This is a genomic window from Actinomyces bowdenii (genome assembly GCF_017592395.1).
GTDB classification, from domain to species: Bacteria; Actinomycetota; Actinomycetes; order Actinomycetales; family Actinomycetaceae; genus Actinomyces; species Actinomyces bowdenii.
In genome coordinates this window covers 20,554-42,672 of sequence record NZ_JAGFOU010000031.1, presented here as the reverse complement: position 1 = coordinate 42,672, position 22,119 = coordinate 20,554, and the positions used below count along the sequence as shown (strand labels likewise).

At 71.7% G+C, this 22,119-nt stretch carries 20 protein-coding genes and 1 pseudogene; 4 read left to right on the top strand and 17 right to left on the bottom strand.

Features of this window, described 5'->3' with window-relative positions; genetic code table 11:
- Nucleotides 1–547: 547 nt before the first annotated feature.
- Nucleotides 548–1,195 carry an HAD family hydrolase gene (locus tag J5X07_RS11790; protein WP_243896809.1) on the top strand — a complete coding sequence of 216 codons (648 nt, stop codon included), beginning with the start codon at nt 548–550 and terminating at the stop codon, nt 1,193–1,195.
- Between the two features lie 257 nt (nt 1,196–1,452).
- Complete coding sequence (locus J5X07_RS11785; protein WP_208479921.1) at nt 1,453–1,995, top strand: GtrA family protein; 543 nt, start codon at nt 1,453–1,455, stop codon at nt 1,993–1,995.
- 49 nt (nt 1,996–2,044) lie between these two features.
- On the opposite strand, the gene J5X07_RS11780 is transcribed toward J5X07_RS11785, so the two are convergent.
- Complete coding sequence (locus tag J5X07_RS11780; protein WP_208479927.1) at nt 2,045–2,764, bottom strand: aminoacyl-tRNA hydrolase; 720 nt, start codon at nt 2,762–2,764, stop codon at nt 2,045–2,047.
- A gap of 588 nt (nt 2,765–3,352) precedes the next feature.
- Between J5X07_RS11780 and J5X07_RS11775 the strand changes: the two genes are divergently transcribed.
- A complete protein-coding gene (locus J5X07_RS11775) occupies nt 3,353–4,798 on the top strand; it encodes a M48 family metallopeptidase (protein WP_341769469.1) in 1,446 nt (481 codons plus the stop codon).
- Between the two features lie 161 nt (nt 4,799–4,959).
- Here J5X07_RS11775 and J5X07_RS11770 read toward each other — a convergent pair whose 3' ends face one another.
- The 13 genes and pseudogenes from J5X07_RS11770 to J5X07_RS11710 all read right to left on the bottom strand — a co-directional run.
- Nucleotides 4,960–6,324, bottom strand: a complete 1,365-nt coding sequence (locus tag J5X07_RS11770; protein ID WP_208479920.1) for a PAS domain-containing protein — start codon at nt 6,322–6,324, stop codon at nt 4,960–4,962.
- Between the two features lie 601 nt (nt 6,325–6,925).
- Nucleotides 6,926–7,918: an arsenic resistance protein gene (locus tag J5X07_RS11765; RefSeq protein ID WP_341769468.1), complete on the bottom strand. Its 993-nt coding sequence runs from the start codon at nt 7,916–7,918 to the stop codon at nt 6,926–6,928.
- Between the two features lie 164 nt (nt 7,919–8,082).
- Complete coding sequence (locus tag J5X07_RS11760) at nt 8,083–8,904, bottom strand: LLM class flavin-dependent oxidoreductase (protein ID WP_208479919.1); 822 nt, start codon at nt 8,902–8,904, stop codon at nt 8,083–8,085.
- Between the two features lie 28 nt (nt 8,905–8,932).
- Nucleotides 8,933–10,837 carry a heavy metal translocating P-type ATPase gene (locus J5X07_RS11755; RefSeq protein ID WP_124842572.1) on the bottom strand — a complete coding sequence of 635 codons (1,905 nt, stop codon included), beginning with the start codon at nt 10,835–10,837 and terminating at the stop codon, nt 8,933–8,935.
- Nucleotides 10,834–11,202: a Cd(II)/Pb(II)-sensing metalloregulatory transcriptional regulator CmtR gene (gene cmtR, locus J5X07_RS11750; RefSeq protein ID WP_003780589.1), complete on the bottom strand. Its 369-nt coding sequence runs from the start codon at nt 11,200–11,202 to the stop codon at nt 10,834–10,836. Before cmtR ends, J5X07_RS11755 begins: the two co-directional genes overlap by 4 nt.
- A gap of 88 nt (nt 11,203–11,290) precedes the next feature.
- Nucleotides 11,291–11,746, bottom strand: a complete 456-nt coding sequence (locus J5X07_RS11745; protein WP_008731400.1) for a hypothetical protein — start codon at nt 11,744–11,746, stop codon at nt 11,291–11,293.
- A 37-nt stretch (nt 11,747–11,783) separates the two neighbouring features.
- A complete protein-coding gene (locus J5X07_RS11740) occupies nt 11,784–13,070 on the bottom strand; it encodes a relaxase/mobilization nuclease domain-containing protein (protein ID WP_208479918.1) in 1,287 nt (428 codons plus the stop codon).
- The gene (locus tag J5X07_RS11735; protein ID WP_009212769.1) at nt 13,067–13,657 is read right to left on the bottom strand and encodes a hypothetical protein; all 591 of its coding nucleotides are present in this window, start codon (nt 13,655–13,657) and stop codon (nt 13,067–13,069) included. Before J5X07_RS11735 ends, J5X07_RS11740 begins: the two co-directional genes overlap by 4 nt.
- On the bottom strand, nt 13,654–15,066 hold the full coding sequence (locus J5X07_RS11730; protein ID WP_225792350.1) for a Rep family protein: 1,413 nt from the start codon (nt 15,064–15,066) through the stop codon (nt 13,654–13,656). Before J5X07_RS11730 ends, J5X07_RS11735 begins: the two co-directional genes overlap by 4 nt.
- Before the next feature lie 351 nt (nt 15,067–15,417).
- Nucleotides 15,418–15,666, bottom strand: a complete 249-nt coding sequence (locus tag J5X07_RS11725; protein ID WP_003780556.1) for a hypothetical protein — start codon at nt 15,664–15,666, stop codon at nt 15,418–15,420.
- The gene (locus J5X07_RS11720; protein WP_003780572.1) at nt 15,666–15,878 is read right to left on the bottom strand and encodes a hypothetical protein; all 213 of its coding nucleotides are present in this window, start codon (nt 15,876–15,878) and stop codon (nt 15,666–15,668) included. The genes J5X07_RS11725 and J5X07_RS11720 overlap by 1 nt, the downstream gene beginning before the upstream one ends.
- A 181-nt stretch (nt 15,879–16,059) precedes the next feature.
- A complete protein-coding gene (locus tag J5X07_RS11715; protein ID WP_208479917.1) occupies nt 16,060–17,496 on the bottom strand; it encodes a recombinase family protein in 1,437 nt (478 codons plus the stop codon).
- 46 nt (nt 17,497–17,542) lie between these two features.
- Nucleotides 17,543–17,791, bottom strand: a pseudogene (locus tag J5X07_RS11710) (LLM class flavin-dependent oxidoreductase); the annotation flags it as partial.
- Nucleotides 17,792–17,960: 169 nt separating this feature from the next.
- Between J5X07_RS11710 and J5X07_RS11705 the strand changes: the two are divergent.
- On the top strand, nt 17,961–18,626 hold the full coding sequence (locus J5X07_RS11705; protein ID WP_208479916.1) for an LppP/LprE family lipoprotein: 666 nt from the start codon (nt 17,961–17,963) through the stop codon (nt 18,624–18,626).
- Between the two features lie 309 nt (nt 18,627–18,935).
- Here the strand turns inward: J5X07_RS11705 and J5X07_RS11700 are convergent, their stop codons facing one another.
- From J5X07_RS11700 to J5X07_RS11690, 3 genes are all read right to left on the bottom strand, one after another.
- Complete coding sequence (locus tag J5X07_RS11700) at nt 18,936–20,369, bottom strand: hypothetical protein (RefSeq protein ID WP_243896803.1); 1,434 nt, start codon at nt 20,367–20,369, stop codon at nt 18,936–18,938.
- 166 nt (nt 20,370–20,535) lie between these two features.
- Entirely contained in the window at nt 20,536–21,264 is a 729-nt protein-coding gene (locus tag J5X07_RS11695) for a nuclear transport factor 2 family protein (RefSeq protein WP_208479915.1), read from the bottom strand.
- Nucleotides 21,265–21,443: 179 nt separating this feature from the next.
- The gene (locus tag J5X07_RS11690; protein WP_208479914.1) at nt 21,444–22,052 is read right to left on the bottom strand and encodes a YkgB family protein; all 609 of its coding nucleotides are present in this window, start codon (nt 22,050–22,052) and stop codon (nt 21,444–21,446) included.
- Nucleotides 22,053–22,119 lie beyond the last annotated feature (67 nt).

The following is a 22,119-nucleotide window of genomic DNA, read 5'->3' as shown; positions in this document are numbered from 1 at the left end:
CGCCGCTACCTATCCCAGACCTCACTCCAGCAACTAACCCACACCCTGACCCACACCACCCCCGACAACCACCCCCTGATGACCATCACCACCTAACACAAAGAACACCACACCAAGAGACTTGACCGGAGGGCCAGGGGCCGGGAGAGTGGTGGGGCCGCAGGTTGAGCGTCGCTTCGCGACAAGGGCGTCACTTCGCGACTTAGACGGTACTTGTAGGTGTCGCTCTTTCCGCGAAGTGACGCCTCCGTCGCGAAGTGACGCCCAATCGAACCCATCCCACCGCCAGCCCTGGCCCACTGGCCCCGGCCCGCCATCCCGGGGCACGGCGCCTGCCTGGGCACAGGCGCCGCCCACCGGCACAGCCGGCCCAGCCGATCCGGCGCTCCAGGCCGGACCCGGCCCCGGTGAATCGGCCCGGCGCTCCAGGCCCGCACCACGAGCACCCCGTCCCACCGGTGGCGGTAGTCCAGCGCCACGTGCTGGACCGGATCCGAGGGCAGAGGGCCCGGACCACCGGGGGTGGGAGACTTCGTCCATGACTCCGATGCCCCCTGCCGCAGCAGACGCCCCCTCCCCCGCAGCCTTCCCTCCCTCCGGCGCCGTGCGCGCCGTGCTGCTGGATGCCGACGGCGTCCTCCAGCTCATCGGGACCCCCTGGCAGGAGGCCCTGGAGGCCGGGGGCGGTCCGGACTTCGCCGAGGCGCTGCTGTCCGGGGAGGCCGATGCGCTGGAGGGGCGCGAGGACCTGCGCGACCTGCTGGCCCGCCTCATCGAGCGCCTGGGGCTGGAGACCGGCGTCGAGGACCTGCTGGACCTGTGGTGGCGGGCCACACCCGACCCCGCCGCCTGGCAGGTGGTGCGCGACCTGCGCGCCAGCGGCTACCTCACGGTCCTGGCCACCAACCAGCAGCATGAGCGCCGGGACTGGATGCGCACCGTGCTGGGCTATGACGGCCTGTGCGATATCGACGCCTACTCCTGCGAGGTGGGCGCGGCCAAGCCCGATCCCGCCTACTTCCGCGCGGTCCTGGATCTGGCGGGGGTCGGCGCCGGGCAGGCCCTCTTCGTCGACGACAACGCCCAGAACATCGCCGCGGCCCGGGCCCTGGGCATCCGCACCATCCACCACCCGGCCGACTCCGGGGGCCAGGAGCTGCGCCGCGAGCTGGCTGAGGAGCTGGGCCGGGTCTGAGCTGGGCCGGGCCTGAGCCGGGCGGGCTGCCGTGCGCGGCGCGTTGAGGGGGCCCGTCCTCCCCAGGGAGGAGCCGGCGTCGCCGAACTCATCCTGAGGGAGACTTGCCACCGGGACCGGGCGGGAGGAAGACTCGCCCGCAGTGCCCGCCTCGCCCGCGTCGGGCGCCCCGCACCGCCCCTGGTGCCGCGATGGCCGAGGACGCGGGGATGACGCAGGCGGGGGCGGCTCAGGACAGTCCAGGGAACGGAGGCCATATGGCGACCACGACGCACACCGACCCGGTGCCGTTGGAGGGGCTGCGGGTGCAGAGCCAGCAGCCGGGCTCCCCGCGTCGTGCCCCCATGCGCTTCCAGGCCCTCATCCACGCCGTCCACCGCCGCCTGCCCGCAGTGCTGCGCCGCCGCGTGCCGGTGACCTTCATCGGCTACGCGATCATCAACGGCTCGGCCTTCCTGCTGGACATTGCCTTCCTGTGGTTCCTCTACGAGAAGCTGCACTGGTTCTACCCGCTGGCGGTCACCGTGGGCTATGCCATCGCCGGGCTCTACTCCCTGCTGCTCAACCGGTGGCTGAACTTCCAGGCCCATGGCCACCTGGTGGCCCAGGGCTCGCGCTACGTGGTGGGCCTGATCAGCCAGTACGTCATCTTCATCCTGGGGCTGTCCTCCCTGCTGCACTGGCTGGGGATGAACGCCGAGCTGGCGCGGTTCCTATCGGCCTGCTGCGAGGGCGTCTACCTGTACGTGCTCATGAGGCTGTGGGTCTTCCGCGGCGTGCCCGAGCCCGAGCGCGCCTGAGGCGCGGCCCCGTCATGGGCCCGGACGGCGACCGGCGGGATCCCGGCCCTCACCAGTAGGCGCGGGTGGTCAGGGTGGGGCCGTCGAGCTCGGTGTAGCCCGCATCGGTGACGCTGACGGGGCGGCTGGCAGCCTCCCACTGCTCGCGCGAGGGCAGCACGACGCGCACCCGGAACCCGTCGCGCTCCCAGGCCCGGCGCAGCCCCTCCCCCATGGCCGGGCTCTCCCAGGCCAGCTGGGCGGCGTGCGCGCACTGGGCGGCCAGCTTGCCCGAGCTCATCTCATGCCAGGGCGTGACCTCGATGGTCACCAGGGCGCCGACGGCGGCCGACTCCGCCCCCAGGGCGATAACCCCGGCCGCCTGCGCCGGGTCGGCGAGGCCGGCCGTGACGGCCGCGGGCGGGGGCGGCGGCTCCTCACCGCTGGGGAAGTGGGTGCCCTCCACCTGGGTCTTGGCCAGCGCCCCGGGCAGTGGCCGCACAGGGCCGGGCACGAAGGCCCGGGCGGCCGCCGTTCCCCACCCCCGGGGCCCCTCCTGGGCGACGGTGATCCCGGGCAGCTGCCCGATCTCCTCCCACCGCCTGCCGCGGGCGCGGCGCACGAGCTTGCGGATGCGCCCATCGCGCCAGTGGGCGACGTCGTCGTGCCAGGGGCCGCCGGGGGCGGACTCGGGAGCGGCCAGGAGCGAGACGACCGCCCGCGCGGCGGCCTCGGCCACGTCGATGCGGCGGGGCGGGTGGACCTTGTCGTAGCGCACGGCGATCTGCATCCCCCAGGGCACGGGGTGGTCGGCGCCCGGGGTCCCGGGGAGGGGGTCACCAGCCGCCGGGGCGCCGGGAGCAGGAGCCCCGGCGGAGGGCGCAGCGGGCGCGGTGGTGGGGCGCTCAGCCGTGGGGCGCTCGGGGTGCGGGGCGGGCGATGGCGTTGCTGGAGCGGGCACGGTCGCGAGCCTACGGCAGGCATGCCGAGCCCTCTGCGCGCCAGTGCGGGGCCCGGTCTGCGCCCGCACCGCCCCTGAGGGCCGCGGCACTGGCCCGTTGCACATCTTCAACCCGCCGCCACCACCACGCTCCTTGGTATTCCGCGCCTGCCGGAGGCCGGACCCTTCCGAACGCGGCCGAAGATGTGCAGCACGGCCCCCGTTGCACATCTTCACCCCACCGCCGCCACCACGCTCCTTGGTATTCCGCGCCTGCCGGAGGCCGGACCCTTCCGAACGCGGCCGAAGATGTGCAGCACGGCCCGGCTCGGCGGGCCCAGCCCCTGGAGCGACCTCCTCCTGCAGTCGGAGGAGGGGCGGGCGGGGCTCCTCCCCCAGCCGCAGGGCATGGCCGCCGCCGCGCACTAGATTCCCCCCATGACATTCACCCCGACACCGGCGCCCATGACCCCGGGCGCCACCCCGACTCCCGGCCCGTCCTCACCCGCCATCAAGCGGCCCACGCTGTTCAACGGTGCGACCACCCACGGCATGATGGGGATCCGCCAGCTGCGGCACCGCTGCGAGATCCCCCTGGTGATCGCGGACTCCATCGTGGCGGTGCTGCTCTACGCCGCCTGGATCGCGCTGATCGTCTGGCTCATCACCGTCCCCGAGCCGAGCGGAATGGCCGCCGAGGTGCGCGAGACCATCTTGTCGGGCGGGACCGGCTCCGAAGTGCTCCTGGCGCTGCCGGCCCTGCCCCTGATCATCTGGGTGGGTCGCGCCATGCTCTACGCCGGTCTGCGGGCGCATTCGGTGCAGATGAGCCCCACGCAGTTCCCGGAGGGCTACCGGATGGTGGTCGAGGCCGCCCGCGCCTACGGCCTGCGGCGGGTGCCCGACGCCTACGTCGTCCTGGGGCAGGGCCAGATCAACGCCTTCGCATCCGGGCACGGCTTCCGCCGCTTCGTGGCGGTCAACTCCGACCTGTTCGAGGTGGGCGGCAAGACCCGCGACCCCGAGGCACTGCGCTTCGTCATCGGGCACGAGGTGGGGCACCTGGCCGCTGGGCACACCTCCTTCGGGCGCACCCTGCTCATGGTGCTCATCGGCCAGATCCCGCTGCTGGGCCCGGCGCTCTCGCGGGCCCAGGAGTACACGGCGGACAACCACGGCTACTCCCAGGCGCCCCAGGGCGTGGCCGGGGCGATCGGCCTGCTGGGGGCGGGCAAGTACCTGGGCGCCCAGGTCAACCTGCACGCGGTGGCCGACCGCGCCACCCGCGAGAGGGGCTGGTGGCTGCACCTGGCCAACTGGTTGAGCTCCCACCCGGTGCTGACCTGGCGCGCCCACGCCCTGCGCGACCGCAGCCGCCACGGGCGGCTCATGATCCGGCCCCCGGAGTCGACAGCCTGGTTCCCGCCGGTGCGGCGCGCGGGCAGCGAGTTCTCCCACCACTGGCCCACGCCGTCCGAGGTCCTGGCCGAGCTGGACTCCACGGCGCCGCGCCTCCACGCCGAGGAGCAGTTCGGCCGCTACCCGGGCCTGACCTACGACCTCCCCCGTGACGCGCTGCGCCTGAGCGACCCCACGCCGGTGCCCCTCGCCGGGGCCGCGCAGCCGGCTGGTCCCGGGGTGGGCTCCGGGGCGCCCGACGGCGGGGCCGCGGGCGCGCCGACCGGCCCGGGCGCCGCGCCCGGCTCGGGGGCCTCCGCCGCGAGCCCGGCGGGCTACGGCATCACCCCTGCCGGGACGGCGGGCACGACCGGCCACGGCGCGGCGCCCACCGGGGTCGCGGGCTCCGACCGGGCCGGGCAGGCCCCCGACCCGGATCCCGGGCCGCCCTCGGGGCCGGGCTCCGATACGGGGCCTGAGTCCTGAGGCGTGCCCGAGATATGACTGTGGTGCTCCGAGGCCGTCGCAGCGGCCCCGGAGCACCACGGCGTCTCGGCGCAGGAACGGCGCGGAGCAGGCGGGGATCGGCGTCCAGCCGGCCTCTCAGCGCAGCCCGGGGGTGCCGGGGTGCCGGCCGCCCTCAGCTCTCAGTGCGGGGCGAGGGCGGCGGCCGCGGCGGTCAGCCGCTCCAGGTGCTCACGCATGTGGGAGGCGCCCGTGACCACCTCGACGGCGCCGCAGCGGGCGGCGGCCTCATCGAGCTCGGTCAGCCGCTGGCCGACGGACTCCACCACGCCCGAGGCGGCACCGGAGAGCTCGGCCGCAGGCCCGGGCAGGGCCGGGTCGCCGGCGGAGGGCGAGCCGGTCCACAGCATGAGCAGCTGGTGGGGGATGGTCATCATGCGGCTCGCCTCCCCGATGAAGGACTGGGCCTGGTCGGCCAGGGCGCGGTGCGCATGGGCCTGGCTCTCCATCTCGGCCAGCCCCTGGACCAGGGTCTCGATGAGATCGGGGATGGCCTCGGCCGAGTACTGGCGATCCCCGACGCCGTCGATGAGCTCGATGGTGAACAGGGCGGTGATGGTCGCGTGCAGGCGGGCCAGGGCGATGCGGAAGCGCGTGCGGGCGCTGTTGGCGTCGAGCTGGGCGAGCACATCGACCAGCCGGGCCACCAGGGGGCTGACGATCCCCTGCATCTGCCCCCACAGGTCCAGCAGCTCGGCCAGGGGCGCGACCCGCGGGTCGCCGCGGTCCAGGGCCGCGATCCGCTCCGCGCTCAGGCGGGGGTCCTGGAGGGTCTCGGTCAGGCCCCTGCCGGCGGCCTTGAGCGAGGCGGACAGGGCGGCCAGCTCCTCCTGCCTGGCCATCCAGGAGTCGAGCCCGCCGATGATGGCGGTGACGGCCTCCAGCATGGTGCGCAGCTCACCGGTGGCGCCGGGGCGCTGGGGCAGGCCCTCGGAGAGCTCCTCGCGGCGGGCCACCTCGGCGGGCAGCGCCGCATTCTGGAACTCCTCGTAGGAGGACAGCCCCGCTTGGGCGAGCATCTCGGCGATCCGGCCCAGCCCCTCCTGGGAGGCCTCGCGCCGGTTGCGCCCCTGGGCCAGCGCGGCGTCCTCCACGGCCCGGGCGTCGCGGTAGATGTCACATGCGGTGGAGAACAGGTCGGTGCACACCGGGCGGGTGCGCACCGAGAGGTAGCCGCCGTCGGCCAGCGGCGTGACGGTGGCGAAGACGTCGTACTCGCTGCCGTCGGCCGCGAGGTTGCGCACGTAGGCTGCGAAGGGGCTGCCCGTCCGCAGGGTGTCCCACATCGCCTTGAAGGCGCCCCCGGGCATCTCCGGGTGGCGGATGATGTTGTGGGGCGCCCCGGAGAGCTGGTCGCGCCGGTAGCGCGAGAGCTCGATGAAGACGTTGTTGGAGTGCCGGATGACGCCGCGCGCATCCGTGGTGGAGAAGAACAGCTGGTCGACTCCGACCTCGTGGGTGGCTCCGGTGACCTTCACAGCAGGCATGGGACAGAACTCCTTGAGGTGGCTCGTTGGTGGACAGGTGCGGCTGCCGGGATCCGGCCCGGGGCGATCGGGCATCCGACGATCGGGACGGGCCCGGGCGCCGGCTCCGCCGGCCCCACCCGGCAGCGGCGCAGGAGGGGATCGCGACCAGGGCCCGACCAGCACTGTCACGATGTCGGCCGCCTCGGCAGTCACGGAATCATAACGCCGTTGAAGTGGGGACTTCTTCCTGTGTCACCGAAGGCACTCCCCGCGCGGCCCCGGGCCCCGACCGGCGGCACCATTCGTCCCGCCGTGCGCCCGGCCACAGCCTGGGAGAAACTTCCCAGACTGTTCTCAGGCCCAGTGAAGTGCTTCTACAGCAGAGGGGGGTTACATAGTTGTTGCCGCCGGACGGAACCGGTCGAGAGGGTTGGGGAGCCCGATGACCGATCGGCCTCCGAGACACGGAGCGGGTCTATTGGGAGCCCGCACCGTTCGCTCTGGCGAAGGAGGAAGGCCTCCCCGGACTAAGGGAATCCGGGTTGAGGGCCTCCTCAACGACAACGGCCCGCGGGGCCGGGCGAGAGCCCGGACCCGCGGGCCATGTCCTGTCCTGCGGCTACCTGATGAGCCGGGGCAGCACCCGGGTGCAGACCACCATGACCACCAGCTCCACCAGCGTCTGGGCCACCACGGCGATCGCCGCCGGCTCCATGCCCGGGGGCAGGGCCAGGGCCAGGGGCAGGACCACCAGCGAGTTGCGGGTCGTGCCGGAGAAGGCCAGGGCCAGGCGCGAGGCCGCATCCTGCCCCAGGAGCCGGCCGACCCCCTCCCCCACCGCCGGCATGATGAGGGCGTAGAGCAGGTAGATGGGCACCAGGCGCGCCAGCAGCCCCGGGCGGGCGCTGACCGCATCGGTCTGGGAGGCCACCACGGTGGCCAGGGTGGCCATCATGAGCGGCACCATGAGCGCCGTCGCCCCCTCCTGGAGCCGGGCGGCCCGGCGCCAGCGCTCAGAGGCCCACTGGGTGAGGGCGGAGAGCCCCAGCGGGGTGAGGATCATGAGCACGAAGGCCCAGGCGAAGGGCCGCCAGCTGATCGTGGTGCCGCCCGCCAGGGCCGTGAGCCACAGCGGCAGCATGATGATCTGGAGGAGCATGAGGGCCGGCGAGGCGGCCAGGATCCGGCTCCACGCGCCCCCGGCCAGGCGGGTGAAGACCATGACGTAGTCCACGCAGGGCGCCAGCAGCACCAGCAGGGCCCCGACCAGGAGTGCGGGCGCATCGGCCAGTGGGCGCGAGAGGATCAGGACCACCAGTGGGGCGATGAGGAAGTTGACGGCCAGGATCGCGGCCATGAAGCGCCCATCGGCGAAGGCCTCGCGCAGGCGGGCCATGGGCACCCCCAGGAAGGTGGCGTAGAGCAGGGACACGAGCACGGGATTGACCGCGGCCTCGAAGGCCCCGGCGCACTGGGGCAGCGCCAGTCCCACGACGGCGCCCAGGGCCAGGGCCGCCAGGTAGAGGGCCGCCTGGTGGTGCTCCGCCCACAGCACCCACCCCGCCATGGGGAGCCGGGTCCGCTCCTGTGCTCCTGGTGCCGCCGCGCTCACGGGTGAACCGTAGCCCCTCGCCCACCAGATCCGGGCCCGTGCCACCGGGGCGGGCGGGGCGCCTGGGCGCCGGCAGCGCTCCGGCCCGGCCCGGACGCCCCGTCGTGCGGGCCCGGCCCCGGTCGCCTCCTGGCGCGGGCGCCCGGAGCCGGGCGAGCGCCCGGCTACTCGACGGGCTCGCCGGTGACGGGCCCCTGCGTGTTGGGCCGCCAGCCCAGGGCCGGGGCGACGTGCTCGGCGAAGGCCTGGAGGATGTGGAGGTTGAGGTCGACGCCCAGCTGGCTGGGGATGGTGAGCATGAGGGTGTCGGCGGACCGGATGGCCTCGTCCTGGGAGAGCTCCTCGATGAGGACGTCGGGCTCGGCGGCGTAGACGCGCCCGAAGGTCGAGTGCAGGCCGTCGATCATGCCGTAGTGGTCGCGCTCATCCCCCATGCGCAGGCCGAAGAGCTTCCGGTCGGTCTCGGAGACGATGGGGAAGATCGAGCGCGAGACGCTCACCCGCGGGGACCAGTCGTGGCCGGCCTGGCGCCAGGCCTCCCGGTAGCGCTGGATCTGCTCGGCCTGGAGGTCGGAGAAGCTCTTGCCGGTGACCTCGGACAGCAGGGTCGAGCTCATGAGGTTGAGGCCCTGGCGGGCCGTCCACTCAGCGGTCTCGCGGGTGGTCGCGCCCCACCACAGGCGCCGGTCGACCCCGGGCGAGTGCGGCTCGACGCGCAGCCGCAGCGGCTCGCCGGGGATGACGCCGTTGCGCGGGTCGAGCTCGGCCTGGGGGACGCCGCGCACGGCGTCGAGGAACTGGGCGGCGTGGGCCCGGGCGATGTCGGCGCCGCGCGGGTCGGTGCTGCCGGTGTAGCCGAAGGCCTCCCAGCCGCGCTTGGCCTGCTCCGGGGAGCCCCGGGAGATGCCGACGGCGATGCGCTGGTCGGTGAGCAGGTCGAGGGCGGCGACCTCCTCGGCCATGTACAGGGGGTTCTCGTAGCGCATGTCTGAGTTATGGCGTTGGACGGAACACCTATTGCTTGCGGGCACGCGCAGCCCGCAGTCCGTTGGCGATGACGACGACTTCGGCGACCTCGTGCACGAGGACGACCGCTGCCAGGCCGAGCACGCCGGTGATCGCCAGCGGCAGCAGCACAGTGATGATCGCCAAGGACAGCACGATGTTCTGGTTGATGATCCTGCCGCCGCGGCGGGCGTGGCGCAGAGCCTGCGGGATGAGGCCGAGGTCGTGGCCGGTGAAGGCGACGTCGGCGGACTCGATCGCGGCGTCGGAGCCGGTCGCGCCCATCGCGATGCCCACGGTCGCCCCGGCCAGGGCGGGCGCGTCGTTGATGCCGTCGCCGATCATCGCGGTCGGCGACGTCTCCGAGAACCCGGCGACGATGCGAGCCTTGTCCTCGGGACGCAGCTCGGCGTGCACGTCGCCGATCCCGGCCAGCTTCGCCAGCGCAGCAGCGGTGCGGGAGTTGTCGCCAGTGAGCATGCTCACCTCGACGCCCTGGTCGCGCAGGGTCCGCACGACCTCGGGGACCTCGGGGCGCAGCTCGTCGCGGACGCCGATCGCCCCGGCCAGGAAGCCGTCGACGGTGACGAGCACGCAGGTCTGCCCCTCGGCCTCCAGGTCCTCGACCCGGGCCTTGAGCGGACCGGCGTCGATCCAGCGCGGACTGCCCACCGCCACCCTGCGGCCGTCGACCAGGCCACCGATGCCGTGCCCGGCCTCCTCGGCCACGTCCTGCGCGGCGGGGGTTCCCCGGCCCGCGGCGGCGATGGCGGCGGCGAGTGGGTGCGTCGAGTGCTGCTCCACGGCGGCAGCCCAAGCAAGCACCTGCGCATCGTCGAACCCATGGGCGGCGACGATGGCGGTTACCTCGGGCCGGTTGCGGGTCAGAGTGCCGGTCTTGTCCACGGCCAGGTGCCGGATGCCGCCGAGGCGCTCGAAGGCGGCCCCGCTCTTGATGACGACGCCGAACTTGGTCGCCGCGCCGATCGCGGAGACCACGGTGACGGGCACCGCGATCGCCAGCGCGCAGGGGCTGGCCGCGACGAGGACGACCAGGGCGCGGGTGATCCAGGTCTCCGGGTCGCCGAGCAGGGACCCGAGCACGCCGACGAGGACGGCGAGGACCATCACGCCGGGCACCAGCGGGCGGGCGATCCGGTCAGCGATCCGGGCTCGGTCGCCCTTCTCGGCCTGGGCCTGCTCTACCAGCTCCACGATCGTGGTCAGCGAGTTGTCGGTGCCCGCGGCGGTCGCCTCGACCTCCAGCACGCCGGCGCTGTTGATCGCGCCCGCCAACACCGCTTCTCCGGGCGCGACCTCGACCGGGATCGATTCACCGGTGATCGCCGAAGTGTCCAGGCTCGACCGGCCCGAGCGGACCAGCCCATCGGTCGCGACCCGCTCGCCAGGGCGGACCAGCAGCACGTCGCCGACAGCGATCTCCCTGGCCGGGACCGAGGCGGAGGTCCCGTCGCGCAGCACGGTCGCGGTCTCCGGCACGAGCTTCAGCAGCGCGCGCAGCCCGCCGCGGGCGCGGTCCATCGCCTTGTCCTCCAGGGCCTCGGCGATCGAGTAGAGGAACGCCAGCGCGGCCGCCTCCTCGACGTAGCCGAGGATCACCGCGCCCACGGCGCTGATCGTCATCAGCAGCGCGATCCCGAGCTTGCGCTTCACAACGAGATTCCGGATCGCACCGGGCACGAACGTGTACGCGCCCAGCAGCAGGCCCGCCCAGAACGCGACCAGCGCCGCGATGTGCAGCCCCGACCACTCCAGCGCCAGGCCGGTGCCGAACGCGACGCCGGAGAGGATCGGCACGACCAGGCCGGGATCACGCCACCACGGGCGCTCTGCCTCCTCTGCCTCGTCCGCGGGGCTGGTCGTCGGCTCGTCGCAGCCGCAGGCGGCGCTCACGAGGCGTCCCCCGAACTGCTCGCGGCGCAGCAGCCCGGCACCGAGCAGGCCGGGTCGATGCACGGCGCGCTCTCGTCCACGGCGAGGGTCACATCGACCAGTGCCGTCAGCGCCGCGGCCAGGTGCGGGTCGGCGATCTCGTAGCGAGTCTGGCGGCCCTCGGGCTCGGCGACCACGATCCCGCAGTCGCGCAGGCAGGTCAGGTGGTTGGACACGTTCGAGCGGGTCAGCCCCAGCTCGCGCGAGAGCACCGCGGGGTGGCTCGGGCTGTCGAGCAGGGACATCAGGATGCGGGAGCGCGTCGGGTCGGCCATGGCCCGGCCGAGCCGGTTCATGACGTCAAGACGCGAAGCAATGGTCAGCATGCACTGAACTATACAGCAGCCGCTGACCTAATGTCCAGTTGTCGCGGCTGCCGCACGCGCTGCGCGCGCTTGCCCTCGTGAGGCGTGATCACCTCTTGCGCCAGCGGGGCCACTTCGGCATCCCGCGGCCCTTCCAGGTCTCCACGAGACCCGCAACCCAGCTGACGGACGCGAAGAGCCCGTAGCCGGCCCCGGCGAGGCCAGCGCCGACCACGAGCCACCGGCCGATGCCGAGCCACACGCTCCCGTCCACGTCCAGCGCCCACTGAACACCCGTGATGAGCCCGGCGATGCCCATCCAGAGACCGGCGACGACCACGGCCACCGGCAGGAGAACGAGGCACATCGCGGCGGCGGCGGACCAGAGCTGTCGCGCCTCCAGCTTCGCCGTCGCGGCGATGATCCGCTCCGCCCGCGCGTTCGAGGCGTCGAGGCTCGCGGTCATCGTGGCCGAAGCCTCCCCGGCGACCTGCTCGACAGCCTTCTCGACCCGTTCCTCGGTGCGCTTCTCGATCCGCTGGACCGCGCCGCCGACCTGGCTCACGAGCTTCTGGTTCGCTGTGACCTGCGCCTTCAGACCCTCAATCGCCGAGGCCGTAGCCGCGCGATTCTTCTGCGCCTCCGCGACCAAGCTCCGCGAAGCGGCGTTCAAGCTCTCGCCGTTGAGACTCTGCGCGAACTCGCCGAGCGTGCTCGCGATCTCGTTCTGCCTGCTCTCGATACTCGCGATCCTCGCGGACACGTCGCTGGAGGGCGAGGAGGTCGACGCCGGGGCCGTGATCCGCTCCAGCCGCCTCGTTGTCTCCTCGTCCATGACCTTCACGAACCCCGCGAGCTTCTTCTGCTGTTCGGTCAGCGTGGCGATCCTCGTGTTCTGCGCCTCGACGGCGGCGAGGATCGAGGTCAACAGCTCCATCGTCTCCGGACTGCCGAGCTGCTGCTGCGACTGCTCGGGCTCGTTCTGCTGCTTCAGCCTGTCGAGCGCTGCGCTCATGTTCCTTCTCCTTCTGCTGCTGGTGGTAGTCGAAGAACGCCTGCGCGCCCTCCGGGGTGAAGTCCGCCGAGAGGGCGCTCGCGCGCTTGCGGCGCTCGGCGCGGCCGGACTCGCCGCGGCGATCCTCGATGTAGAGCGTCCAGGTCTCTTGCCCGGCGCGCTTGCCCTTCTTGCTGACGGGGCTGTGCAACCGCATCCGCGGCACCCGCTCCCCGTCATCGCCGAGCCGCTGGTTCTGCTCCTCGATCACCGAGACCAGACCGGCCTTGTCCACCGCCCGGGGATCGGCCAGCGCCGCGCTCATCCGGTCGCCCATCTCGCGGTCGAGCGATCCCTCGGCGAAGTCCTCGCGGCGCAGCTCCCAGTCCTTCGGTGCGTGCTCCAGCCGCTTCACGACCGAGAGCCCGTGTTCTCGCATCAGCTGGTCGTTCGCCGACTGGACGCCCCGCTGATTCCCGGCCTTGCGGTCGTGGAACGTGCGATAGTCCGAGAGCGCCTTCCCCGTCCGGTTGTTGTGGTTGATGACCAAGATGTGGTTGTGCGGCTTCTTGCCCCGCCCATCCACATGACTGACTACGAGGCAGTCGGAATCCGGGTGCATCTTCTTCGCGAGCTGATAACCGAGATCGTTCACCCGCTGCACGTCCTCCGGACTCTTCGGGTCGAACTCCTCGTCGCTGAACGACTGGCGGTAATGCACCGCCTCGACCTCGCGCGTCGTGTTCTGCGTGAGCGACCGAGCGCGCGCCGAGAACGCGCCGGGGCCTCCCGGCACATCGCACGTGATCGCGATGCCCCGCTCGTCCTCCTTGCCACGGATATAGCGCTCCGTGTCGGCGGCGCTGGCGCTCGGGCTGTAGTGCGTAGTGCTCATGAGGCCGCCCGATCCCCGAGCAGGGCGCGGACCTCGCGCAGCAACTCGATCAGCTCGGGCACCTCCGCCGACAGCGCCACTGACTCACCAGCCCGCGCCCGGCGGTCGAGGTCGTTGACGTTGATCGCCAGCGGGCGAATCTGCGCGGCCAGCTCGCGAGCATCCGCCGACGCCTGCACCCGCGCCTCGACCCCGAGCAGGTGCGCGGCCACGGCGGCGTCCAACTCCTCGCTCCGAGAGGCGTGGAGGGCATCCCGGACGACGGTCCGCACCCACGTGCTCGGAGCCAGCCCGAGCCGCTTCGCACGAGTGCGAAGCGCCGCGAGCGTCTCCTCTCCGAAGTCGGTATCGAGCTTCGCGCGGCCCCCACGACGACGCTTCGCGCCGCCGTGACTCTGACGCACAGCCTCCGCATCAGCCCGACCGGTGTTCACCTGGGAGTCGGTCTGCTGCTCCACCTGTACGCCAGAGTGGCAAGCAGTAGCCGTGTCGGACATTTCGCTGGCGCTCATGTCCTCCCCGGCTGCTTGCGAGGGGCCTCCGGCCCCCTCGACCCCCTGGAAGAGCGCATCGCGTTCGGTGCTCATGCGGCACCTCCGATCAGCGCCAGCGGCACGTCAGGGCTCCGCACCGCGAGCCCGCCCAGCAGCTCAGCAACCGCGCCCTCAGCGTCATGTTCCGCCGAGGTCTCCGGACCGTAGGTCAGTTCCCGCGACCCGACGTTCTGGTGATACGCGTTGCCGTACATGCCGGGCGTGTGTGCGGCGGTCGGGATGCTGCACTGGTGCCACTCGTAGGGCTCGATCTTCCCAATGTGCTGCACGAGGTAACGATTGATGTCGTCGGCACGATAGACCTTCACGACCGAGGCCAAGCGGCGGATGAACTGGTCCAACGCCTCGTCCACGTTGCCCTTCTGGCGGGCGTAGTAGAAGAACTCGACAGGCTCGATCGTCGCCGTGATGACGATAAGGCGCGGGGCCACCTCGCCCTTGTTCTTGTACCGAGCCTTCGCAGGCGAGGCGTTGTACGGATCAAGCAGCAGCAGCCAGTCGTTCGCATCCATCGCCGAGGCCCGCAGATCGTCCAGCAGCAGCACCTCCTCGCCTCGCCAGTCATCAAGCGGGTTCCCCGTCGCGGCCCGGTAGACCTGCCACCGCTCGCCGTGCGCGTTCGCCGCGTTGATCGCCTCGGTGATGAAGTCCGTGGCGAACCGGGTCTTGCCGATCCCGGCATCCCCATGGACGAACACCACGTGCGTCGAGAACTCACCGGCGCGGAGCTTCGCCGCCGCCCGGTATGCGCGGCGCTGGCCGTAGGCCGACAGCGCGTCGTCGATCTCCCGCTGATGCCGCGAGTAGATGTCGAACAGCTCGTCCGTGAGCATGATCTGATCCCGCGTGAACTCGCCCTGGAGCACGCGCTCGCGCATGTCCTCGAAGTTCTCGGCGACGACCTTCTTCTTCACGTGCGCGCGCCCCTTGAGCCAGGTCTCCCGACGCTGGGCGTCGATCCCGAGGTAGTCAGGCCCACGCACCGTAGCGACCTCCGAAGGCGCGTATTGGTGCTTGTCCGCGTACTTCACGTGCGTCAGATACGACAGCATGTTGTCGTAGGCGTACCGCCCGCGGCCCGGCTTCTCGACGTACTGGGGCTCGACGCCGATGCCGAACGCGAGCCGATCCAGCGGTGCGCTCTTCGCACGGCTGGCGAACTTGATGACCGCGTGCAGGTGATCGGGCTTCGGCTCGATCACCAGAGCCTTCTCCGTGTCGCTCCAGACCTCGCGCTCGTCCTTGTCATGCACGATGCCGTAGGCCTCGACGACCTCGCAGCCGGTGGCCTCGAGCCGCTGCACCACGTAGGCGAGGATCGCTTCGGCTCCCTGCTGGAGCAGCGCGGCCCCGTTCGGGTCCTCGGCAGCCCAGGTCCAGTACGACGGATCGAGGTACTGCGTGAGCCCGATGCTCGTCGGGTTGTTCTCCTGCTTAGCCACGGCGACCACCCCCGCCGCGGACAGCGCGGAGGGCCTCAGAGAGAGTGCGGCGCCCAAATGACCCCCTATTGACCCCCAAATGAGACCCAAAATGATCCCACGAGGCCACGCGACGGAGCGCGGGCGGAACCGACCGCTGACCAGGCACGTTGTTGCAGGACGCGGCAATCGACAAGCCCTTGCCGCGCCCGTAGGAACGAATGAGGCTCCCGAAACTCTTAGAGTGCGAAGCACGGCTGCGGACCGTCATCACGACGACGGGCAGCCCGCCTTCGGCGGGTGCCAGGCCAGGCCCTCCGGGCGGGGTCAGGTCGGCGGGAGCGGTGCTGAGGTTGCGTGCGTCGGCGCGCATCAGCGACCACCGCCCCGGCCGTAGCGCTTGATGACAGCCTGGTGCGTGACGCCGAGGGCGTCGCCGATCTTCGCCCAGGTCACCCCATCGGCGCGGGCGTCGGCGACGGCGATCTCGACGGACTCCTCCAGCACGGAGCGGAGCACGCCGAGGTCGTAGAGACGTGCCTCGGACTCGGCGAGGGAGGGGTCGCCCTGTCGCCAGCGGAAGCCGTTCACGTGGTCGAAGGCGGCGGAGTTGGCGCTCATCAGTGACCACCGCCCATCACGGCGGCGACCGCGGCGCGCTGTCGCGGGGTCAGGGGCGTGCGAGCCAGGCGTTCACCGGCCAGACGACCAGCAGCACGAGCGGCGGCGATGACGGGATCGAGGCCGTCTGCCTGCGGAGAAGGAGTGGAGCCCTGATCGAGGCCAGGGCGGTCGAGCGCGGATGCGCGGGGAACGTCGATAACGACAGACATCGGAAGTCCTCAGACATGAGTATCTTCCGGTTCCCCGCCACGGCAATTGGGCTGTTTGACCGGCTACTCATCCGGGAGCAGAACCCCGCGCTTCTAAGTCGCGGCCCCGGTGGGATCTTCTTGTCTGCAACCATTCTCCCACGAGTCGACTCACCATTGCAATGACGAGTCGACTCATGAGTCAGTCGCGACGCGGCTCTATCCGAATCAGGTCGGGGTCGAATTTCACGTGACCGGGCGTGATGGGCTCGATGGTCACCGTCACCAGCTCGTCCACGAGCATCCGGCGGCGGTCCACATCCAACACCTTCCACTTCGCCTCGACCACCTCGCGGCGCTCCGCGGTGCCGACCGGCTCCTCGACGTCCGCGAGCAGCTTCGCCGCCGCCGACACCGAACGGTCGAGCAGCTCCGCGTCGATCTCGTCGATGCGGGCCTTCACGTCGTTGATCGCTGCCGTTATCTCCAGGACCGGCTGATGGATGTCGCGCAGCAGCGGGCTCAGCTCCTTCACCCGATCGACCAGGGCGTTCCGCTCCGTCAGCAGCTCCTCGCGATCCGGCCCATCGTCCTCCTGTGGCATCACGAGGTCGTGCACGTCCACCGAGGACAGACGCGTGAGCACCGCCTCGGTGACCATCGCATCGACGGGCTCGCGCTGGCGGGTGAGATGGAACTGCTCGCCGCAGCGGTACGTCGGCTGCTTGCGGCTGTTCGTCCCCGAGACGAGCGTCGCGCCGCACTTCCCGCACAGCCCGATCGTGGACAGGAGATACTTCGGCTGGTTCCCCTGCCTCGCCGACCTCCGCACGTTGTCCTCCAGCTTCGCCACCGCGGCCCGCCACGTCTGCTCGTCGACGATGGGCGGGAACGCCTCGCCCTGAACCGGGTACAGCTCGCCCGACGCGTAGTGCTTGATGTAGCCACAGTAAAGCGGGTTCGCGAGCAGGTAGCGCACAGCATCGACGGAGAACTCCGACCCACGCGCGGTGAAGTGACCGGCGCTGTTCAGGTCCTCGCGGATTCGCCGGATCGACAGGGACGGCTCGCCGAGGAACGCATCGAAGGCCCGCCGTACGGCGGCGGCCTCCTCCTCGATCAACTCGCCGTCCCTCGTCCAGCCGAACGCCTTCCAGGCGGACGTGGGGATGCCCTCGGCGCGTCGGCGCTCGTTCGACCTGATTTGTCGCTCGGCCTTGCGTCGTGCCTCGAACCGGGCGAGAGCGGCGAGCATCGTCGCCCGGAACTCCCCGTCCGCCGTCGAGAGGTCGATCTCGCCGTCAACGGTGACGACACGCAGGCCGAGATCGATCAGTGTGTTCAGGTCCTTCGTGCTACGCAGGAGCCGGTCCATGTCCACGGCGACCACCATCGAGAACTTGCCCGCACGGGCGTCCTCCAGCATCTCGGCCCACCGAGTGCCAGCACGGCGCTTCTTCGTCGCGGACACCGCGTTGTCGTCGTAGACCTCGACGACCTTCCAGTCCTTGGCCTCGGCCAGCGCCCTGATCTTTCTCAGCTGGGTCTCGACGGTCCATCGGTCGCCCTTGCGGTCCATCGAGGCGCGGACGTACGCCGCAACCTCGTTCGTCTTCCTCAGCGATACCAGTTCGACCATGCAACCAAGCTTACGTGAACGGGTGTTGCAGCCGCTATATGCGCTAGCGCATGTCGATGACGCCGGTGCCCACCTCGATGCGCGAGGTCCGGGCGCCGGCCGCGGCCAGGAGGGGGAAGGGGGAGGCGGCCTGGCGGGCGAAGTGGTGCACCCGCCAGTAGGCGCCGTTGACGCCGATCTCATCGGCGCCGACGGCGATCTCGACGGCGTCCTTGAGGGCCTGGCCCGCGTCAGGGTCGCCGGGTCCGGTGCCGTGCCCGTAGTGTCCGAAGCTGAGGAATCCGAATGCCTTCATACAGGTTTCAACTATCTGGTGCCGGTCCTCATTCCCCGCTCCTCGCGTACCGCTCATCACAGGAGGGCAGCCGTCCCCATCGTTCTCCCCTCATCCTCCTTCTACAGTAATAGGTGATGGAGGTGCCTCCATGGGCACAGTCCACGAGCACCGATGGAAGGACACTGCAATGACGCACCACCTCACCACACGAGCATCAGCAGCAGTTGCCCTGGCCCTGTCCCTCATGCTGACCGGCTGCCAGGACACCGCCAGCACTGGCGGCTCGGACCCCACTGGAGCCGAGTCACCATCCTCCACCTCCCTGACCCGGGAGGAGGATGGGTCCGGCGGATTGACGGAGCCCGGGAGCCAGACCGACCTGTCCGACCCGGCGGCCCAGACCGATCCGGCTACCCCGACTCCGCAGGCCAGCCCCGCCTGCTCGGGGATGAGCGGCGAGGAGGCCCTCCAGACCTGGGGCGGCCAGGTGGAGGCCGTCAAGGCCGACCCCATGTGGCAGTGGGACCTGGAGGCGGCCGACACCAGCACCTATGACGAGTGCGCGGCCCTGTCCTGGGTGGTCCTGGGGATCCACGGCCCAACGGGCTCCTCGCCCTACCAGATCATGCTCTTCCACCACGGGCAGTACATCGGGGTCACCTCCGACCAGGCGATCGGATTCGCGCCCCAGGTGGTGCGCATCGATGACGGCAGCATCGAGGTGACCTACACCTGGACCCGCGAGGGCGAGAGCACCGCGGATGCCAGCGGCCGCTCCGTGTCCGTGTTCACCTGGGATGAGGCCTCCAGCAGCGTCGTCCACTCCGGGGAGTGGCCCCCTGCCGTCCAGTAGCTCAGCCCTCCCCCGCCCCCTGGTTGCACATCTTCAGCGCCTCGACGCAGGACCGACCCCCGGGATCATGCGGATCGACAAGCCGGGCATCGACGCACAGGCCCCGAAGATGTGCAACACCGGCCTCGTTGCACATCTTCAGCGCCTCGACGCATGACCGTTCCCCGGGATCATGCGGATCGACAAGCCGGACATCGACGCGCAGACTCCGAAGATGTGCAACGGCCGGAGCAGGCCCTGGCAGGGCGGGCGGACGGGGCCCATCGGGGCCGGCCGGGAGCGGGGGGTGAGCCGGGGCTCCGGCGCGACTCACCGATCGAAGCCCCCGGGCAGGCCCACGATATAGCTCTCCACCTCCTGGCCGCCGAAGTCGGAGGCGAAGATGATCCGGCTCAGGTCCCGGGAGGCGCTGGCCTGGGGCTCGGCGAAGTAGGCGCCGTCGGCACTGCCAGCATCCTCACCGCCGCCGGCGGACTGCTGCCCGTCACCCACGCGGGTGTGGGCGACATTGAGCGCCCGGCCGCCGGCCACCAACTCGACCAGCCAGACCTTGCGGTACTCGGCGCGCAGCTCGGGGGCGGGCCGGCGCTGGCCGTGATCGGCGCTGTCGGCGTAGGTGGAGACCACCGCCCAGCCGGGGCGGTCGAAGGCCTGGCCGCTGATGTGCAGGGCGTAGGCCTCCCCCTCGGCGGGGTAGAGGGTGTGCAGGGGCGTGCGCTGCCCGGTGGCCAGGTCGATGGCCACCAGCTCGCCCTGGCCGTAGTCGGCGTGGACCAGGTAGTCCTGGCGCTCGGGACCGAAGGCCAGGTCGGAGTGCTCCGAGCCGGGGGCCAGCTGGCGGGAGGAGGAGAAGTCGCGGGTGAAGGCCACCGTGCCGCCCTGGCCGTCGAGCCAGGAGGCCACCGCGTAGTCGCCGGAGGCCGAGGTGCTCACATGGTCGGGCACCGCACCGGGCACCGGGAAGTCCGCGGCGTCCAGGGTGGAGACCACCGTGCGCTCGATGAGGTCGACGACCACCAAGCCGTAGGCGGTCGTGGTCTGGGCGCCCTCGTCGTAGCGGGTGGCCATGAGGGTGAGGTAGCGGCCGTCGGCGCTGGTGGTGCCCTCCCCCTTGGTCCAGTAGGAGGTGGCCTGGGGCCAGGGGGAGGCGTCCTTGAGGTTGATGACCTCGCTGGTGGTGCGGGCCTCGACGTCGTAGGCGCGCCAGAGGGTGCCGCCGTTGCGGTCGGTGAAGTACAGCAGGGCGGGGTCGGTGGCGTGCCAGATCGGCTCGCAGTCGCCGATGAGCTCGGGGAGCTGCCCCAGGTGGGCGAAGGCGGCACCGTCGTAGAGGTGCCAGGCCCCGGTGCCGTCCTGGGCCAGGTAGCGGGAGGCGTCGGCGTTGAAGGCCTGGCGCCGGCTGTACTCGTGGCGCATGCGCCCGCCGCTGCCGTCCCCGGCGTCGGTGGCCCGGTAGAGGCGCGTGGAGTAGGCGGGGTCGAGAACGGCGTCCTCCAGGCCGGTGGGCCGCGCCGGGGGCTCCAGCGGCTCGATCGGGTCGGCGGACAGCTCGGTGAGGGCGAAGCCATCGGGGTAGAGGCCGTCGAAGGGGTTGGGCGGCAGACCGGCGCCCCCGCTGGCCGGCCGGCCCGGGGACGACGCCGTGCAGGCCGTCAGCGCCAGGGGGCCGACGGCGCCGGAGGCCGCCGCCAGCCAGGGCGCGGCCAGGAGGGATCGGCGGGTCGGGCGGGCGCGGCGAGTCATCGGATCCCTTTCCTCACGGTTCCTCACGGCGCGGTGGGGGCCGGCGGCCGCGGCAGCGGCGGGCGGTACGGGTGCGGACGGGGGCGCCTCCGGGGCGGTCCCATCGCCGCCGGGGCGGGCCGGCCCCGACGGGGCGGAGCCGATCGGGGCGCGGGCAGACCGGCTCCTACGCGCAGTGGCGCTCGCCCGCATCGCGCAGGGCGCCGCTGATCTCATAGCGGCGCTCCACCCCGCGTGTCGCCCTCCCCCACTCGCTGGAGGCGGCGCGCTCCTGGTGGCAGCGGAAGGCGGCGACGTCGGCGAAGACCTCCTCGACCTGCCACACCAGGGAGTCCTGGGTCTGGCGGATGTCGAAGGACACGCACCCGGGCTCGGCATGGGAGGCGGCGATGTGCTCGGGCAGGAGGCGCCGCACGGCGTCGGCCTGATCCTCCTCGGAGCAGATGAGCAGCCCGCGGATCACCACCCGGTTGTGGCCCGGGGCCTCACGGGCGGGCAGGAGCACTGCGCCGTTCCAGTCGGCACCGGCGCCCAGCTCGAACTCCCACTCGCGGCGCACCAGCCCGTCGCGGATCTCGAAGACCTCCAGGGAGCGCTCCCCCGCCCCGTTGACGAGCAGGGCGATCACCGTTGAGCCGTCGGCCGAGTCGATGGACTGGTGGAGGCGGAAGCGAGTGGCGCAGGGGTCGGCGCCGGCGTAGAAGCCCATGAGGGCGGCCAGATAGGCCTCACGGCCGCGCACGACCCGCCCCTCGACGCACCACTCCACCTCGGGATGGAGGCGAGCGGCCAGGGCCTCCCAGTCGCGAGCGTTCTCGGCATCGAAGAGCGCCTCCAGGACCTCCAGCGGCGACGCCGGGGCGGAGGGGGAGGTGGATGCGGGCGGTGCAGTCATGGCTTTTCTCCTGTGAGCGGCGAGGGCCGGTGGGGCGGGTGTGCCCCTTCGGCGCGCGAGCGCCCCGGTCCTGCCCGTCAGCCTACCCATGGGGCCCGCGAGCGCACAGGCGTTCGCGGACCCCTTCTGGGTGGGAGTGGGTGCGAATGGGCATGGGAGGGCTCGCGCCTCCCGGCGGCCTAGGCGCTGACGCCGCGGCGGCGCAGGGTCGCGCGGGCGGAGTCCACCAGCAGCACGAAGCCGGCGCCCATCTGGATGCAGTCCTTGACCACCAGGCGCCCGCGCCCCGACAGGTAGGGGAAGCCCAGGTCGGCGTCGGCCGCGCCCTGGGCGGGGGCCGAGACCCACACCTCGGGGGTGGTGATGAGGAAGGACAGAGTGACCACGGAGAAGCCGATGACGCCCGCCGCGCCGAGCATGCCCAGCTCGGGGCGGATCCAGTGCGCGGCCAGGAGCAGGCCGATGGCCACGATCGTGGCGCCCACGAAGATCGCCACCGGGTAGGTGGAGTTGGCCTCGTGCCAGGCCCGGTTGGCCTCGTTGAGCACGCCCTCGGGGTTCATGTGCGGCTTGTAGCCGGCCGGGTCCCCGATCATCCAGCGCATGAGGGGGGAGTTGGCGATGAAGGGGATGATGCCGTCGGCCTCGTACTTGAACCACTTGAGCCCGCCGATCCACAGGAAGACGACGATGACGCCGAGGCGCAGGAGCGTGAGGGACAGGCGGTCGAGGGCCAGGAGGCGACGGGCCACCGAGACGATGGGGCCACCGGCGGTGTTGCTGGTCATGGAGAAGGGTCTTCCTGTTCGTTGACGGGGCAGTCGGTGCGGTGCCGGGGCCACGGGGTCACGGGGC

Bases quoted from the DNA above. Each gene is read 5' to 3' on its own strand.
- J5X07_RS11720 (WP_003780572.1), bottom strand. From the start codon at position 15,878: ATGTCTGTCGTTATCGACGTTCCCCGCGCATCCGCGCTCGACCGCCCT.
- J5X07_RS11725 (WP_003780556.1), bottom strand. From the start codon at position 15,666: ATGAGCGCCAACTCCGCCGCCTTCGACCACGTGAACGGCTTCCGCTGG.
- J5X07_RS11780 (WP_208479927.1), bottom strand. From the start codon at position 2,764: ATGCAGATCGCCGTGCGCTACGACAAGGTCCACCCGCCCCGCCGCATC.
- J5X07_RS11700 (WP_243896803.1), bottom strand. From the start codon at position 20,369: ATGACTCGCCGCGCCCGCCCGACCCGCCGATCCCTCCTGGCCGCGCCC.
- J5X07_RS11770 (WP_208479920.1), bottom strand. From the start codon at position 6,324: ATGCCTGCTGTGAAGGTCACCGGAGCCACCCACGAGGTCGGAGTCGAC.
- J5X07_RS11705 (WP_208479916.1), top strand. From the start codon at position 17,961: ATGACGCACCACCTCACCACACGAGCATCAGCAGCAGTTGCCCTGGCC.
- cmtR (WP_003780589.1), bottom strand. From the start codon at position 11,202: ATGCTGACCATTGCTTCGCGTCTTGACGTCATGAACCGGCTCGGCCGG.
- J5X07_RS11715 (WP_208479917.1), bottom strand. From the start codon at position 17,496: ATGGTCGAACTGGTATCGCTGAGGAAGACGAACGAGGTTGCGGCGTAC.
- J5X07_RS11785 (WP_208479921.1), top strand. From the start codon at position 1,453: ATGGCGACCACGACGCACACCGACCCGGTGCCGTTGGAGGGGCTGCGG.
- J5X07_RS11775 (WP_341769469.1), top strand. From the start codon at position 3,353: ATGACATTCACCCCGACACCGGCGCCCATGACCCCGGGCGCCACCCCG.
- J5X07_RS11695 (WP_208479915.1), bottom strand. From the start codon at position 21,264: ATGACTGCACCGCCCGCATCCACCTCCCCCTCCGCCCCGGCGTCGCCG.
- J5X07_RS11690 (WP_208479914.1), bottom strand. From the start codon at position 22,052: ATGACCAGCAACACCGCCGGTGGCCCCATCGTCTCGGTGGCCCGTCGC.
- J5X07_RS11735 (WP_009212769.1), bottom strand. From the start codon at position 13,657: ATGAGCACCGAACGCGATGCGCTCTTCCAGGGGGTCGAGGGGGCCGGA.
- J5X07_RS11760 (WP_208479919.1), bottom strand. From the start codon at position 8,904: ATGCGCTACGAGAACCCCCTGTACATGGCCGAGGAGGTCGCCGCCCTC.
- J5X07_RS11790 (WP_243896809.1), top strand. From the start codon at position 548: ATGCCCCCTGCCGCAGCAGACGCCCCCTCCCCCGCAGCCTTCCCTCCC.
- J5X07_RS11740 (WP_208479918.1), bottom strand. From the start codon at position 13,070: ATGAGCACTACGCACTACAGCCCGAGCGCCAGCGCCGCCGACACGGAG.